We start from the raw sequence: 14,096 nt of genomic DNA, 5'->3' as shown, positions 1-14,096 counted from the left end.
GTACCGGGACAGAGGCCGGGCAGGCCCTTCCGAGGGGCCCTTCGGCCCTGGTTCGCCCGGTTCGGCCGGATGCCGACCGTCAGCACGGTCGGTATGCGGTCCGCGGTCCACCAACGAACGAGGGTTCGTCCGTCCGGCCCCGCCTCGTCGTCCGGGCCGGCGAACCGCGTTCCGCAGTCCCCGCAGGCGGTATCGAACTCGGGCGGCACCTTCGATTTCACTACCGTCGGCGAGGAAGTCCGCCACGTCCGGCGCGCCCGGAGCGGGACGAGCCCCGCGCCCAGGCGTGACCAAGGCCGGACGGCGGCACACGGCGGTCTTCGAACCCGTGCCGGTCACCATGGCGTGGGACGCCCCCCGCCCGGCCGGGACGCCGACGGAGGCCAGGCACCGGCCGGGTTCACCCTGCTGGAGTAGGCGCGCCTCCCGAGGGCCCCCGGGGCGGCGCGTCGCCGACGTGGGCGCGTAGGGCGGGTCGGTGATCACCAGGCCGAAGCGGCGGCCGGGTGCGGCTGTCGCCCGGACGACGGACGATGTTTGGCGAGGCCGCTCGGGGTCACGCGGCTTGTGGGCCTCGGGAGGGCCGGCGACACCGGAGCCGGCTTGTCGACCCGATGCGCGGCGCGTTCCGGCGTGTGCCCGTCCCGCGCGACGACCGTGAAAGCCGTCGACAGTCGGCAGAAGGAGTGTCATGACAGAAATCCGCCCCGCCACCACGACCGACTCGGGCGCTCCGGTGGAGAGCGACGAGCACTCACTGACCGTTGGACCTGGAGGGCCGGTCCTTCTGCAGGACGCCTACCTGATCGAGCAGATGGCGCAGTTCAACCGGGAACGCATCCCCGAGCGCCAGCCCCATGCGAAAGGGAGCGGCGCCTTCGGTCGCTTCGAGGTGAGCCACGACGTGAGCGCCTACACCAAGGCGGCCGTGTTCCAGCCGGGCACACACACCGACCTGGTCATCCGGTTCTCGACCGTGGCGGGGGAGCGTGGCAGCCCGGACACCTGGCGCGACCCGCGTGGTTTCGCGGTGAAGCTCTACACCAGCGAAGGCAACTACGACATGGTCGGCAACAACACGCCGGTCTTCTTCATCAAGGATCCGATGAAATTCCAGCATTTCATCCGGTCCCAGAAGCGCCGCGCCGACAACAACCTGCGCGACCACGACATGCAGTGGGACTTCTGGACGCTCTCCCCGGAATCCGCCCACCAGGTCACCTGGCTGATGGGCGACCGCGGAATCCCGCGCACGTGGCGTCACATGAACGGGTACTCGTCGCACACGTACATGTGGATCAACGCCGACGGCGAGCGGTTCTGGGTGAAGTACCACTTCAAGACCGACCAGGGCATCGAGTTCTTCACCCAGCACGAGGCCGACCAGATGGTCGCCGTCGACACGGACTACCACACGCGTGACCTCTTCGAGCACATCCGTGACGGGGACTGTCCCAGCTGGACCCTCCACGTGCAGGTCATGCCGTACGAGGACGCCGCGAGCTACCGGTTCAACCCGTTCGACCTCACCAAGGTGTGGCCGCACAGCGACTACCCGCTCATCCCGGTCGGCCGTATGACGCTCGACCGCAACCCGACGGACAACCACGCCGAGATCGAGCAGGCGGCCTTCCAGCCGAACAACCTGGTCCCCGGCATCGGGCCGAGTCCTGACCGGATGCTGCTGGGCCGCCTGTTCGCGTACGCGGACGCGCACCGCCACCGGATCGGCGCCAACTACCAGCAGCTTCCCGTCAATGCGCCCGTCGTCGACGTCCACACCTACTCCAAGGACGGAGCGATGGCCTACCGCAAGACGGCGGACCCGGTCTACGCCCCGAACTCCAAGGGCGGTCCGGCCGCCGACACAGCCCGTTACGGAACCCCGCCCGGCTGGGAAGCGGACGGCGAGATCACTCGTGCCGCGTACGTGTCCCACCCGGAGGACGACGACTGGGGACAGCCGGGCACCCTGGTGCGCGAGGTCATGGACGACGCGGCCCGCGACCGCCTGGTCGACAACGTCGTCGGCCATCTCCTCAACGGGGTGAGCGAGCCCGTCCTCGAACGCGCCTTCGCGTACTGGTCGCGTATCGACGAGACGACCGGCAAGCGCATCGCCGACGGCGTGCGAGCGAAGTCCCACGAGAAGGACCCGAAGGCGGCGGAACAGGGCAACCCCGCGCGCCGCGCCATGCAGCACAAGGCATAGAACCCGTCGGCTGCGTCCGCGACGAGCGGACGCAGCCCGAGTCCCGAGTCCCGAAACCCGAGTGAGGGGAACCCCATGAAGACCTCCGACGACGAGACACCTCCGGTCGACGAGGAGACGCGCGAACGGTCCGCGGAGCAGCGGAACGTCGTCACACCCACACCGCGAGACGTCCGGGACAAGGCCGAGGACGACGACGAGCCCGATCTCCCGCCCGGAGACGATTCCTGACCGGTGCGACGGGTGTCGTCGAGCGTCAGCACGGGGGTGCGGCTGCCCGTGAGGATCTCCGCCGCCTCCGGAGCGAGCAGGAATCCGACGTGTTCGCCGCCGTCGATCCGGTCCTCCACACGACCGACGAACCAGACGGCGGCCTCGTCGAGGGTCGTACCAGCGCTTGGTGTTCCCGATGGGTGGCACCTGCGTCGACACCGTGATTGCTGTTTCGGCGCGTTTATGGCCCCGGTCGTCCATCGGGCGAAGGGGAGACCGCAGACCGCCCCATTTACGGACTGCCCGTCGGCGGGTCGAACCTGTGGGAAAACGGCGGAGAAATGTGCAACCGAGGACTTCGACGGCGGGCAGCGGTCGCGGGTGCATGTCACAGCGCGGCAACAGAACAACGGGAGCGGGCTGAAAGACTTTGACGGGGGCACTCGGTTCTTCGCAGCACCGATGGATGCTGCTCCCTGAAGGAAAGAGAAGCTCGTGTATATAGGCCTGGGTACCGTCGTCGTCATCATTGTCATCGTCGCTATCGTCCTGATGCTGCGCCGCCGCTGAACCGTGCCCCTCGTGCGGCACGATCGGCCATGACCACAGCCCGCCCTGGAATCCCTTCCCCGGATTCCAGGGCGGGCATGGTCGTGATTCGGTCCGCATCGGATGGGACACGTCGCGCCCGGTGCCGAACGGCTCCGCCGCTGTGGTGTCCCTGGCCCCTCGCAGACGATGCTGCGGAGGTCCCGGTCGAAGAGATACCGGTCGAAGTCCCGCTCGGAGCAGTGGTGTCGCAGTTCGGGACGGATACGCTCCAGCCGGAAGCAGGCGCGCCCGAGCGTCGGATGGCAGCGGCGGCTCCGGTTCTCGGCACGACCCACGGGTAACCCGCTTCGCCCGTCTCATGCGGACCGGCCGCGTCGACCGGGCGTTCCTGGACACCGCGGACGGCCGGCACGACGGCCCTTTGAAAAGAGGAATCGACAGGGGAATCGACATGACTGTGTTGATTCTTGTACTTCTCCACGCCCTGATATGTGCGGAGCCGTATTCGCCCTTCACGTTCTGTGGTGGATCGCCGTCGGCGCAGCCGTTCCGCGACTTCTGGGATTCGTCTTCCGGAGTGCCGGAACCGGTGGAGCGAAGGGCCGTCGGTACCGCTGGTGAGCCCGGTCACCCGTACCGTCCGTCGCGTTCTCTGCCGTGTCGACGGACGCGCGGACCGAAAACAAATTGTGTGGGACGAGAAACGCTGGGCACCCGACCTACTGAGGGACGCCCACTGGAATATCGGACGGGCTTCCTCGGTATTCACGTACTGCAAGGGGAGGTTTTTGTATGACGGACAACATGTGGGGCTACCCGGCCGAGTCGGGTCACCGGACGGGGACGGACCTGGTCGGATTCAAGGTCGAGGCGAGCGACGGCTCGATCGGCAAGGTCGACAAGCACTCCGAGGATGTCGGGGCCGCGTACATCGTCGTCGACACCGGAGTGTGGATCTTCGGCAAGCAGGTTCTGCTCCCTGCCGGTGTCATCTCGTCCATCGACGTCGCGGAGCGGACGATCCATGTCGGCCGCACCAAGGACGAGATCAAGAACTCCCCCGAGTTCGACAAGGACAAGCACGTCGGTGACCCCGGCTACCACGAGCAGCTCGGCGGCTACTACGGGGACCACCGAGCCTGACCGTCACTCCGCGGCACACGGGGGCGGGCACCGGCGTACTGCCGGTGCCCGCCCTTCGCCGTGCCCGGCGGCCCCACCGGTGGCCTGGACGCCCGCACGGTCCGGGACCCTCTCCGTCCGGGGCGTGGAGGTCCGCATCATCGTCGGCCGTCGGGGTACCTGCGCCTGGCACCCGCCCTGCGCGAGGAAGCGAGAAGTCCACCGACGAGCAGCACCAGCCGGGTCGTGATCCGGATGCGGGGATCCCCGACTCGAAGATCCCCGACTCGAAGATCCTCGACCCGAAGACTCCCGACACGGACGAGGCCGGCCCCGTGAACGGGTGCGTCCGATCATCCATGTTCCATCGCGTGCAGAAGGAGAGTGAGCCTGATGGCCACCGTGTCCCTCACCGGAGCGTCCAAGGAGGACGCTGCCACCGTGTTCGGCGTTCTGCGGACGGCGTTCCCCGCAGACAGGCCTGTCGACGACGTGCCCAGGGAGCAACCGGGCGGCGACTCCATCGTGTGGAGCGCGGAGTTCGAGCCGACGCAGGAATGGATCCCGACCGATCCGATCCCCCTGGAGGGCTCGGTCTCCGCCACGCTCCAGGGCGACTACACCGCCGTGGACCAGCTCCGCGAAGCCCTGGGGGTCGCGTTCGCCGTGGAGGAGCGGGGCACGGCGTCGGGAGACCAGGAGAAGGAGGCCGACCTGCGGCTCACGACGAAGCGGTGACGGGACGGAAGAACGTCCTCTCACGATCCCGACCCACGAGGAGATGAGCGGCATGGTGCAGATCGGGTACACGATGATGACCGAACAGGCGGGTCCGCGAGAGCTCGTCGGCCATGTGGTCGGCGCCGAACGCGCCGGCTTCGACTTCTCGGTCACGTCCGACCACTACTTCCCCTGGCTGGAGTCCCAGGGCCACGCCTCCTACGCGTGGAGCGTGCTCGGTGCCGCCGCGCAGGCCACCGAACGCATTCCCCTGATGACGTACGTGACGTGCCCCACGACCCGCTACCACCCGGCGGTCGTCGCCCAGAAGGCCGCCACCGTGCAGCTCCTCTCCCAGGGCCGGTTCCGGCTGGGACTCGGCTCCGGGGAGAACCTCAACGAGCATGTGGTGGGCGGGGGTTGGCCCGCAGCGCACGTCCGCCTGGAGAGGCTGGAGGAGGCCGTGGAGATCATCCGCTCGCTGTTCGCGGGGGAGAACGTCAACCACCACGGCGCCCACTTCGACGTGGAGAACGCCAGGTTGTGGGATCTGCCCGACGCGCCCCCGCCGATCGGTGTCGCCGTCTCGGGCGACCGCTCGTGCCAACTCGCCGGTCACCTGGCCGACTTGCTGATCGCCACCGAACCCCGGCCGGAACTGATCTCCGCGTTCGACCGGCACGGCGGCACGGGCAAGCCCAAGGTCGGCCAACTGCCGATCTGTTACGACACCGACCGCGACGCGGCGATCATGCGCGCCCACGACCAGTTCCGCTGGTTCGGCGGCGGCTGGCCGGTCAACTCCGAACTTCCCGGGCCCGCCGCGTTCGCGGGCGCCACACAGTTCGTACGGCCCGAGGACGTGGCCGAGTCCATTCCGTGCGGCGACGACGTGGACGCGGTCGTCGAGGCCGTACGCCCTTACGCCGACGCGGGGTTCACCGAGGTCGCGCTCGTCCAGATCGGCGGCGAGCACCAGGAGCCGTACCTGGAGTGGGCCGAGCGGAAGCTGCTGCCCGCCCTGCGCTACGAGCTGTGAGAGGACGAGGACACCCGGCATGACCACGAAACGCGCCGCGATCTTCGACGTCGACGGAACGCTCGTCGACACCAATCACCTGCATGTCGTCACCTGGTGGGAGGCGCTCCGGCAGGCGGGCCACCAGGTCCCCATGCGGGAGATCCACCGTGCCGTGGGCCTCGGCGGCAGCGACCTGCTGGACCATCTGCTCGGCGATCCCGCCGGCCGCGATGCCGGCGCCCGCGATCCCGATGAGGACGAGCAGCTCGTCGCGGCTCACCACGCCCTCTACGCCACGTACTTCGAGCGGCTGCCGACGCTCGGCGCGGCGGGCGACCTGCTGCGCACGCTGGCCGGACGGGGCTGGGGAATCGTCCTGGCGACCTCGGCGAGCGGCGCCGAACTCTCCGCGCTACGGAGGGGCATCGGGGCGGACGACGTCATCCTCGGGGCGGCCGGCGCGGACGACGTCGCCGTCGGCAAACCCGCCCCCGATCCTGTCCGGCAGGCCAGGGAGCTCGCCGGTGCGCCCAGTGAACGGGCCGTGTTCGTCGGCGACACCGTCTGGGACATGGAGGCGGCCCGGCGGGACGGGGTGACGCCCGTCGCGGTGCTGTCCGGCGGAATCCCCCGCGCGGACCTGGAGGCCGCAGGCGCCCGGGCCGTGTACCGGGACCCCGCAGACCTCCTCGAAAGCCTCGACTCCAGCGTCTTCGCCGACGAGGAGTGACCGGAGTCCGGGGAGGCACGAGGCCGGCTGATGGTGAGTACGGATGGGCTGGTCACGCGGGTCATGTGGGTCATGTGGGGCTGCTTCAGGGAGGCGCGGAGCCGAGGTGGGCGCAGCGGGCCGAGACCGCGTGGAGCCGGCCGTTCCCGTCGCGGTGAACGGCGTACTGCCGGGGCAGACGCTGGTCCGCGGCCCGGTCGGGGAGCAGCGGGTCGCCGGTGCGAGGTGCCGCGTCGACCGGGGATGTGTCCGTTGTGCGGTGTGAAGGCCGTTTCGCCGGGCACTCGGAGAAGTGACGCATTGGTCGGGTGTGCCCTGTGGGGTTCGCCCGTGAGGTGCCCCTCGCATTGAGCCACCCGTCGGGTGCGTCCGGTGACACGCTCGGGGCACGGCTGCGAGGTGTACGTGGTGCTCGGAATGATGGCGCGGAACGACAGCGAGGGCGGCTTGGTGCTGGCCCCGTGGCGGGTGTACGCCCCACAGCGCGACACCGAACTGCTGACCCAGGCCCTGGACCGGGAGTACGTGCCCGGGGGAGCCGCCGTCCTGGACCTGGGAACCGGTACCGGGGCCCTCGCCCTGGCCGCGGCCCGGCGGGGCGCCCACGTCACCGCCGTCGACAGGACCCGCCGGGCGGTCCTCACGACCCGGCTCAACGCCCGGCTCGCCCGGCTGCCCGTCGAAGTCCTCCACGGCGACCTGTTCGTGCCCGTCGTCGGCCGCCGGTTCGACCTCGTCGTGAGCAATCCGCCCTACGTCCCGACGCCCGGGGCCGTCCCGAGCCGCCACCGTGCCGCGGTCGCGTGGGACGCGGGCGCCGACGGACGCCTCCTGCTGGACCGGATATGCCGCAGGGCGCACACGTCGCTGCGTCCCGGCGGGGTGCTGCTGCTCGTGCACTCCACCCTGTGCGGTATCGCACCGACGCTGGCCATGCTGGAGCGGTCGGGGCTCGACGCCCGGGTGACCGACCGGTGTCTCGTGCCGTTCGGGCCCGTGCTCCGCTCGCGTGGGGCGTGGCTGCGGGAGCGGGGTCTCGTGGACGCCGACGAGGAGAAGGAAGAGCTGGTGATCATCCGTGCCGAACGAACCCGCTGAACAGTCGCACCGCGTCACGCTGACGAGCGACGGGCCGATCCTCGTCGAAGGGCCGGTCGAGGTCGTGCTCGACGACGGGCGCACCGTGCGTTCGGACCGGTTCGTCGTCGCGCTCTGCGTGTGCCGGCGCAGCCGCTCCTACCCCTGGTGCGACACCAGCCACCGGGCCCGAGTCAAGAGGCGGACCGTATGACCACCACCGCACCGGCCGCCCGTGACCACACCACCGGCCCCCTGCTGCCACGAAGCAGGGGCGAACTCTCCCGTACGGTCCGCCAGACCCTGACCAGGCCCGCCGGGACGCCGCTGTCGCAACGGGTGACGGCGGCGCACGCGGACCCCTACGGGGACGATCTGCAACTGGCGCTCCACCTCTGCTACGAACTGCACTACCGCGGCTTCGCCGGCGTCGACCCCGCGTGGGAGTGGGACCCCGGGCTGCTGCGGCTGAGGGCGGAGATGGAGCACCGCTTCCTGTCCGCGCTCCGCGCCGACGTCGGCCCGCCGAGAACGGCCGACGAGGCCCTCGCGGACCTTCTCGTGGAACCCGTCGACGCCGACGGACCCTCCCACTTCCTCATGGAACAAGGAGAGTTGTGGCAGTTCCGCGAGTACGCGGCCCAGCGCTCCCTCTACCACCTCAAGGAAGCAGATCCGCATGCCTGGGTCATCCCGCGGCTGACGGGACGCGCGAAGGCCGCGATGGTCGCCGTGGAGTACGACGAGTTCGGCGCCGGACGGCCCGAGCGCATCCACGCCCGGCTGTTCGCCGACCTGATGGCGGACCTGGGCCTGGACACCGCGTACGGACGGTACGTCGACACGGCCGGCGCGGAGATGCTGACGAGCGTCAACCTGATGTCCCTGTTCGGACTCCACCGGGCGCTGCGCGGAGCGCTGGTGGGCCACTTCGCAGCCGTGGAGACGACCTCGTCGCCCGGCTCGCGACGCCTCGCTCGCGGACTGCGACGCGTCGGCGCGGGCCCTGCCGCCGTCCGCTTCTACGCCGAGCACGTCGAGGCCGACGCGGTCCACGAACAGATCGTCCGCCGGGACGTCGTCGGCGGTCTCCTCGAAACCGAGCCCTTTCTCGACGAGGACATCGCCTTCGGCGTCGACGCCACCGAATGGACCGAGAACCGGCTGGGCACCCACCTCCTCACCGCCTGGCGCGACGGCCGCACCTCACTGCGTACACCGCTGTGACCCACCGCCGCGGTCACGGAGCAGAGGTGCGTCCGGCGGGTCAGTGAGCGATGACCCGGGTGCTCGACCCGCGGTTCTGGCAGGGGCCCGCTGTCGACGCGGGGGACGACGCCGGGTGTCCTCGTCGCACGGGAAGAGGACGAGAGGCTCCGGGACCTGCCCGTCGTCATCCTGGCCACCCTGGGCGCGAGGAGCGGCAGGAGCCGCAAGACCCCGGTCATGCGGGTGGACCACGGCGGCTCCTGCGCCGTGGTCGCCTCCATGACAGGAGCCCCCCACCCACCCCGTCTGGTACCACAACGCGGTGGCCGACCCCCGCGTCGAGCTCCAGGACGGCCCGCTGCGCCAGGACACGGCGGCACGCGAGGTGACCGGGGACGAGAGGCCCTGTGGCGGGCCCGAGCCGTCGAGGCGTTCCCCGACCACGCCGACTACGCGCGAACGAGGCGGCCCTGGAGACCCTCCTCGGCAACTGGCGCGCGCCCCTGCGTCAGATGTCCCGGAAGATCTCGATCTGTGCCCCCACCGAGTTGAGCCGCTCCGCCAGGTCCTCGTACCCGCGGTTGATGACGTAGACGTTGCGCAGTACGGACGTGCCGTCGGCCGCCATCATGGCGAGCAGGACGACCACGGCGGGCCGCAGCGCGGGCGGGCACATCATCTCGGCGGCCCGCCAGCGGGTCGGGCCCTCGACCAGCACCCGGTGCGGGTCGAGGAGCTGGAGGCGTCCGCCGAGGCGGTTCAGGTCGGTCAGATAGATCGCGCGGTTGTCGTAGACCCAGTCGTGGATGAGGGTCTGGCCCTGCGCCGAGGCCGCGATGGCCGCGAAGAAGGGCACGTTGTCGATGTTCAGGCCGGGGAACGGCATCGGGTGGATCTTGTCGATCGGCGCCTCCAGCTTGGAGGGCCGGACCGTCAGGTCGACCAGCCGCGTACGGCCGTTGTCCGCGAAGTACTCGGGCGTACGGTCGTGGTCGAGCCCCATCTCCTCCAGGACCGCCAGCTCGATCTCCAGGAACTCGATCGGCACCCGGCGCACGGTCAGTTCGGACTCCGTGACGACCGCCGCCGTCAGCAGGCTCATGGCCTCGACCGGGTCCTCGGAGGGCGAGTAGTCCACGTCGACGTCGATGGTCGGTACGCCGTGCACGGTGAGCGTCGTCGTGCCGACGCCCTCGACCCGGACGCCGAGGGCCTCCAGGAAGAAGCACAGGTCCTGGACCATGTAGTTGGAGGACGCGTTGCGGATGACGGTCACGCCGTCGTGCCGGGCGGCGGCGAGCAGCGCGTTCTCGGTGACGGTGTCCCCGCGCTCGGTCAGCACGATCGGGCGGCCGGGGGAGACGGAACGGTCGACGCGGGCGTGGTAGAGCCCCTCCGTCGCCGCGATGTCCAGCCCGAACCGGCGCAGCGCGATCATGTGCGGCTCGATGGTCCGGGTGCCGAGGTCGCAGCCACCCGCGTACGGCAGCCTGAAGCTGTCCAGGCGGTGCAGCAGCGGGCCGAGGAACATGATGATCGAGCGGGTCCGGCGGGCGGCCTCGGCGTCGATGGCCGCCATGTCCAGCTCGGCCGGCGGCACGATCTCCAGGTCGACGCCGTCGTTGATCCACCGCGCCCGTACGCCGATCGAGTTGAGCACCTCCAGCAGGCGGTACACCTCTTCGATGCGGGCGACGCGGCGCAGCACTGTGCGCCCCTTGTTGAGGAGCGAGGCGCACAGCAGCGCGACACACGCGTTCTTGCTGGTCTTGACGTCGATGGAACCGGACAGCCGACGACCGCCGACCACGCGCAGGTGCATCGGACCCGCGTAGCCCAGGGAGACGATCTCGCTGTCGAGTGCTTCACCGATTCGAGCGATCATCTCAAGGCTGATGTTTTGATTGCCGCGCTCGATGCGGTTGACCGCGCTCTGACTGGTGCCGAGAGCCTCGGCGAGCTGCGTCTGTGTCCAGCCCCGGTGCTGTCTGGCGTCACGGATGAGCTTGCCGATACGTACGAGGTAGTCGTCTGCCATGGGGTTGAGGTTATCTCAGATATGAGATGACGCCCCTTGTGGGATCCGTTCGAGTGACGGCCGGTCAGTCGTCCTTCTTCGTGCGGGTCTTCCGCCACCCGAAAGGTCCGGGCAGGTTCATCGATGTCGTACGGCGTCCCGTGGTGCTGCGCGTGTGCCGCGGCCCGTGCTTGCTGCCTGTGGTGAACGACATGGATCGCCTGTTGATGTTCAGTCGGAGCCAGGGAAGGATCCGGAAGCTCTTGCGGAACGTGAGAGTCATAGGGCCCGGTTACCCCGGATCGGCGCGGTGATGGGTACATCACACGACGGCCGGGCATGACCATTCGCCACCCATGCACTAGAGTTATCTCGACATCGAGATATTTCTGCCACTTAGGCTTACCTAACTTAGCCTTACCTTAGCGGATCGGCCAAGTCGTCGTGGCGGCAGGATGCGGTGGAACGCGCACATCAATGAAGGAGACTGTCGTGTCGGCGAACAGCTTCGACGCCCGTAGCACGCTCAGCGTGGGCGACGAGTCGTACGAGATCTTCCGGCTGGACAAGGTGGAAGGCTCGGCTCGCCTTCCGTACAGCCTGAAGGTGCTGCTGGAGAACCTGCTCCGCACCGAGGACGGCGCGAACATCACCGCCGACCACATCCGGGCCATCGGCGGCTGGGACTCGCAGGCGCAGCCCAGCCAGGAGATCCAGTTCACGCCGGCCCGCGTGATCATGCAGGACTTCACCGGCGTGCCCTGTGTCGTGGACCTCGCCACCATGCGTGAGGCCGTCAAGGCCCTCGGCGGCGACCCGGCGAAGGTCAACCCGCTCTCCCCGGCCGAGATGGTCATCGACCACTCCGTCATCGCCGACAAGTTCGGCACCAACGAGGCCTTCGCGCAGAACGTCGAGCTGGAGTACGGCCGCAACAAGGAGCGCTACCAGTTCCTTCGCTGGGGCCAGACGGCGTTCGACGACTTCAAGGTCGTCCCGCCCGGCACCGGCATCGTCCACCAGGTCAACATCGAGCACCTCGCCCGTACGGTCATGGTCCGGGGCGGCCAGGCGTACCCCGACACCCTGGTCGGCACCGACTCCCACACCACCATGGTCAACGGCCTCGGTGTGCTGGGCTGGGGCGTCGGCGGTATCGAGGCCGAGGCCGCGATGCTGGGCCAGCCCGTCTCGATGCTCATCCCGCGCGTCGTCGGCTTCAAGCTCACCGGTGAGCTGACGCCCGGCACCACCGCCACCGACCTCGTGCTGACCATCACGGAGATGCTCCGCAAGCACGGTGTCGTCGGCAAGTTCGTCGAGTTCTACGGCGAGGGCGTGGCCGCCACCTCCCTCGCGAACCGCGCCACCATCGGCAACATGTCGCCGGAGTTCGGTTCCACCGCCGCGGTCTTCCCGATCGACGGCGAGACCATCAAGTACCTCAAGCTCACCGGCCGCTCCGAGCAGCAGCTCGCGCTCGTCGAGGCGTACGCCAAGGAGCAGGGCCTCTGGCTGGACCCGGCCGCCGAGCCCGACTTCTCCGAGAAGCTGGAGCTCGACCTCTCGACGGTCGTCCCCTCCATCGCCGGCCCGAAGCGCCCGCAGGACCGCATCGTCCTCGCGAACGCCGCCGAGCAGTTCAAGGTCGACGTCCGCAACTACGTCGACTCCGTCGACGAGGCCGGCCAGGAGTCCTTCCCGGCCTCCGACTCCCCGGCCGTCGCCCCGAACGGCGTCCCGTCGAGCCCGGTCACCGTGACCGCCCCCGACGGCTCGACGTACGAGATCGACCACGGCGCGGTGACGGTCGCGGCCATCACCTCCTGCACCAACACCTCGAACCCGTACGTCATGGTCGCCGCCGCGCTCGTCGCGAAGAAGGCCGTGGAGAAGGGACTGACCCGCAAGCCGTGGGTCAAGACCACCCTCGCCCCGGGCTCCAAGGTCGTCACCGACTACTTCGACAAGGCGGGGCTCACCCCCTACCTCGACAAGGTCGGCTTCAACCTCGTCGGCTACGGCTGCACCACCTGCATCGGCAACTCCGGCCCGCTGCCGGACGAGGTCTCCAAGGCCGTCAACGACCACGACCTGGCCGTCACTTCGGTGCTCTCCGGCAACCGCAACTTCGAGGGCCGGATCAACCCCGACGTCAAGATGAACTACCTGGCGTCCCCGCCGCTGGTCGTCGCGTACGCCCTCGCGGGTTCCATGAAGGTGGACATCACGCGCGACGCGCTGGGTGTGGACCAGGAGGGCAAGCCGGTCTTCCTGGCCGACATCTGGCCCTCCGAGGCCGAGGTCAACGACGTCGTGGCGAACGCCATCGGCGAGGACATGTTCTCCAAGTCCTACTCCGACGTCTTCGCGGGCGACGCCCAGTGGCAGGCCCTGTCGATCCCCGAGGGCAACACCTTCGAGTGGGACCCGCAGTCCACCTACGTGCGCAAGCCCCCCTACTTCGAGGGCATGACGATGGAGACCACCCCGGTCTCGGACATCGCCGGCGCCCGCGTCCTCGCCAAGCTGGGCGACTCGGTCACCACCGACCACATCTCCCCGGCCGGCGCGATCAAGGCCGACACCCCCGGCGGCAAGTACCTCACGGAGCACGGTGTCGAGCGCCGTGACTTCAACTCGTACGGCTCCCGCCGTGGCAACCACGAGGTGATGATCCGCGGCACGTTCGCCAACATCCGCCTGCGCAACCAGATCGCGCCGGGCACCGAGGGCGGCTACACCCGCGACTTCACCCAGCCCGACGCGCCCGTGGCGTTCATCTACGACGCCTCGCGCAACTACATCGAGCAGGGCATCCCGCTGGTCATCCTGTCCGGCAAGGAGTACGGCTCCGGCTCGTCCCGCGACTGGGCCGCCAAGGGCACCGCGCTCCTGGGCGTCAAGGCCGTCATCGCCGAGTCGTACGAGCGCATCCACCGCTCGAACCTCATCGGCATGGGCGTGCTGCCGCTCCAGTACCCGGAGGGCGTCACCGCCGAGTCCCTCGGCCTCACCGGCGAGGAGACCTTCTCCTTCACCGGCGTCGAGGAACTGAACAACGGCACCACCCCGCGCACGGTCAAGGTGACCACCGACACGGGCGTCGACTTCGACGCGGTCGTCCGCATCGACACCCCCGGTGAGGCCGACTACTACCGCAACGGCGGCATCATGCAGTACGTGCTGCGCAACCTGATCCGCAACTAGGCCGAACGGCGAA

At 69.3% G+C, this 14,096-nt stretch carries 12 protein-coding genes and 1 pseudogene; 11 read left to right on the top strand and 2 right to left on the bottom strand.

All coding sequences use genetic code 11. From position 1 onward, the window contains the following. Positions 1-691 precede the first annotated feature (691 nt). The 10 genes and pseudogenes from OG595_RS08965 to OG595_RS45330 form a co-directional block, all read left to right on the top strand. Complete coding sequence (locus tag OG595_RS08965) at positions 692-2,212, top strand: catalase (RefSeq protein WP_329269755.1); 1,521 nt, start codon at positions 692-694, stop codon at positions 2,210-2,212. Between the two features lie 75 nt (positions 2,213-2,287). Next, positions 2,288-2,443, top strand: a complete 156-nt coding sequence (locus OG595_RS08960; RefSeq protein ID WP_329283640.1) for a hypothetical protein — start codon at positions 2,288-2,290, stop codon at positions 2,441-2,443. A 1,326-nt stretch (positions 2,444-3,769) separates the two neighbouring features. Then, on the top strand, positions 3,770-4,120 hold the full coding sequence (locus OG595_RS08945) for a PRC-barrel domain containing protein (RefSeq protein WP_329269754.1): 351 nt from the start codon (positions 3,770-3,772) through the stop codon (positions 4,118-4,120). A 372-nt stretch (positions 4,121-4,492) separates the two neighbouring features. Further along, entirely contained in the window at positions 4,493-4,837 is a 345-nt protein-coding gene (locus tag OG595_RS08940) for a hypothetical protein (RefSeq protein ID WP_329269752.1), read from the top strand. 52 nt (positions 4,838-4,889) lie between these two features. Beyond that, positions 4,890-5,858, top strand: a complete 969-nt coding sequence (locus tag OG595_RS08935; protein WP_329269750.1) for an LLM class F420-dependent oxidoreductase — start codon at positions 4,890-4,892, stop codon at positions 5,856-5,858. Between the two features lie 19 nt (positions 5,859-5,877). Beyond that, positions 5,878-6,570 carry an HAD family hydrolase gene (locus tag OG595_RS08930; protein WP_329269749.1) on the top strand — a complete coding sequence of 231 codons (693 nt, stop codon included), beginning with the start codon at positions 5,878-5,880 and terminating at the stop codon, positions 6,568-6,570. A 420-nt stretch (positions 6,571-6,990) separates the two neighbouring features. Beyond that, complete coding sequence (locus OG595_RS08925) at positions 6,991-7,668, top strand: HemK2/MTQ2 family protein methyltransferase (protein WP_329282742.1); 678 nt, start codon at positions 6,991-6,993, stop codon at positions 7,666-7,668. Next, entirely contained in the window at positions 7,649-7,861 is a 213-nt protein-coding gene (locus tag OG595_RS08920) for a CDGSH iron-sulfur domain-containing protein (RefSeq protein WP_329269747.1), read from the top strand. Before OG595_RS08925 ends, OG595_RS08920 begins: the two co-directional genes overlap by 20 nt. Further along, positions 7,858-8,874 (top strand): iron-containing redox enzyme family protein, encoded by a 1,017-nt coding sequence (locus tag OG595_RS08915; RefSeq protein ID WP_329269745.1) that lies wholly within the window; start codon positions 7,858-7,860, stop codon positions 8,872-8,874. The genes OG595_RS08920 and OG595_RS08915 overlap by 4 nt, the downstream gene beginning before the upstream one ends. A gap of 90 nt (positions 8,875-8,964) precedes the next feature. Next, positions 8,965-9,156 (top strand): annotated as a pseudogene (locus tag OG595_RS45330) (nitroreductase/quinone reductase family protein); the annotation flags it as partial. A 208-nt stretch (positions 9,157-9,364) separates the two neighbouring features. Here the strand turns inward: OG595_RS45330 and OG595_RS08905 are convergent. Both OG595_RS08905 and OG595_RS08900 read right to left on the bottom strand, forming a co-directional pair. Further along, the gene (locus OG595_RS08905) at positions 9,365-10,894 is read right to left on the bottom strand and encodes a helix-turn-helix domain-containing protein (protein WP_329269743.1); all 1,530 of its coding nucleotides are present in this window, start codon (positions 10,892-10,894) and stop codon (positions 9,365-9,367) included. A 64-nt stretch (positions 10,895-10,958) separates the two neighbouring features. Then, positions 10,959-11,156, bottom strand: a complete 198-nt coding sequence (locus OG595_RS08900; RefSeq protein WP_329269741.1) for a DUF4236 domain-containing protein — start codon at positions 11,154-11,156, stop codon at positions 10,959-10,961. 209 nt (positions 11,157-11,365) lie between these two features. Between OG595_RS08900 and acnA the strand changes: the two genes are divergently transcribed. Further along, positions 11,366-14,083, top strand: a complete 2,718-nt coding sequence (gene acnA / locus OG595_RS08895; RefSeq protein ID WP_329269739.1) for an aconitate hydratase AcnA — start codon at positions 11,366-11,368, stop codon at positions 14,081-14,083. The last annotated feature ends 13 nt before the right edge of the window (positions 14,084-14,096 follow it).

The organism is Streptomyces sp. NBC_01451 (genome assembly GCF_036227485.1).
GTDB lineage: Bacteria > Actinomycetota > Actinomycetes > Streptomycetales > Streptomycetaceae > Streptomyces.
The sequence above is the reverse complement of the archived record's forward strand: the minus strand, read 5'-3'. Positions and strand labels throughout refer to the sequence as shown.

Coding starts and splice junctions, on each gene's coding strand:
- OG595_RS08940 (WP_329269752.1), top strand. CDS start 4,493: ATGGCCACCGTGTCCCTCACCGGAGCGTCCAAGGAGGACGCTGCCACC.
- OG595_RS08960 (WP_329283640.1), top strand. CDS start 2,288: ATGAAGACCTCCGACGACGAGACACCTCCGGTCGACGAGGAGACGCGC.
- OG595_RS08965 (WP_329269755.1), top strand. CDS start 692: ATGACAGAAATCCGCCCCGCCACCACGACCGACTCGGGCGCTCCGGTG.
- OG595_RS08915 (WP_329269745.1), top strand. CDS start 7,858: ATGACCACCACCGCACCGGCCGCCCGTGACCACACCACCGGCCCCCTG.
- OG595_RS08930 (WP_329269749.1), top strand. CDS start 5,878: ATGACCACGAAACGCGCCGCGATCTTCGACGTCGACGGAACGCTCGTC.
- OG595_RS08925 (WP_329282742.1), top strand. CDS start 6,991: ATGGCGCGGAACGACAGCGAGGGCGGCTTGGTGCTGGCCCCGTGGCGG.
- OG595_RS08945 (WP_329269754.1), top strand. CDS start 3,770: ATGACGGACAACATGTGGGGCTACCCGGCCGAGTCGGGTCACCGGACG.
- OG595_RS08905 (WP_329269743.1), bottom strand. CDS start 10,894: ATGGCAGACGACTACCTCGTACGTATCGGCAAGCTCATCCGTGACGCC.
- OG595_RS08935 (WP_329269750.1), top strand. CDS start 4,890: ATGGTGCAGATCGGGTACACGATGATGACCGAACAGGCGGGTCCGCGA.
- OG595_RS08900 (WP_329269741.1), bottom strand. CDS start 11,156: ATGACTCTCACGTTCCGCAAGAGCTTCCGGATCCTTCCCTGGCTCCGA.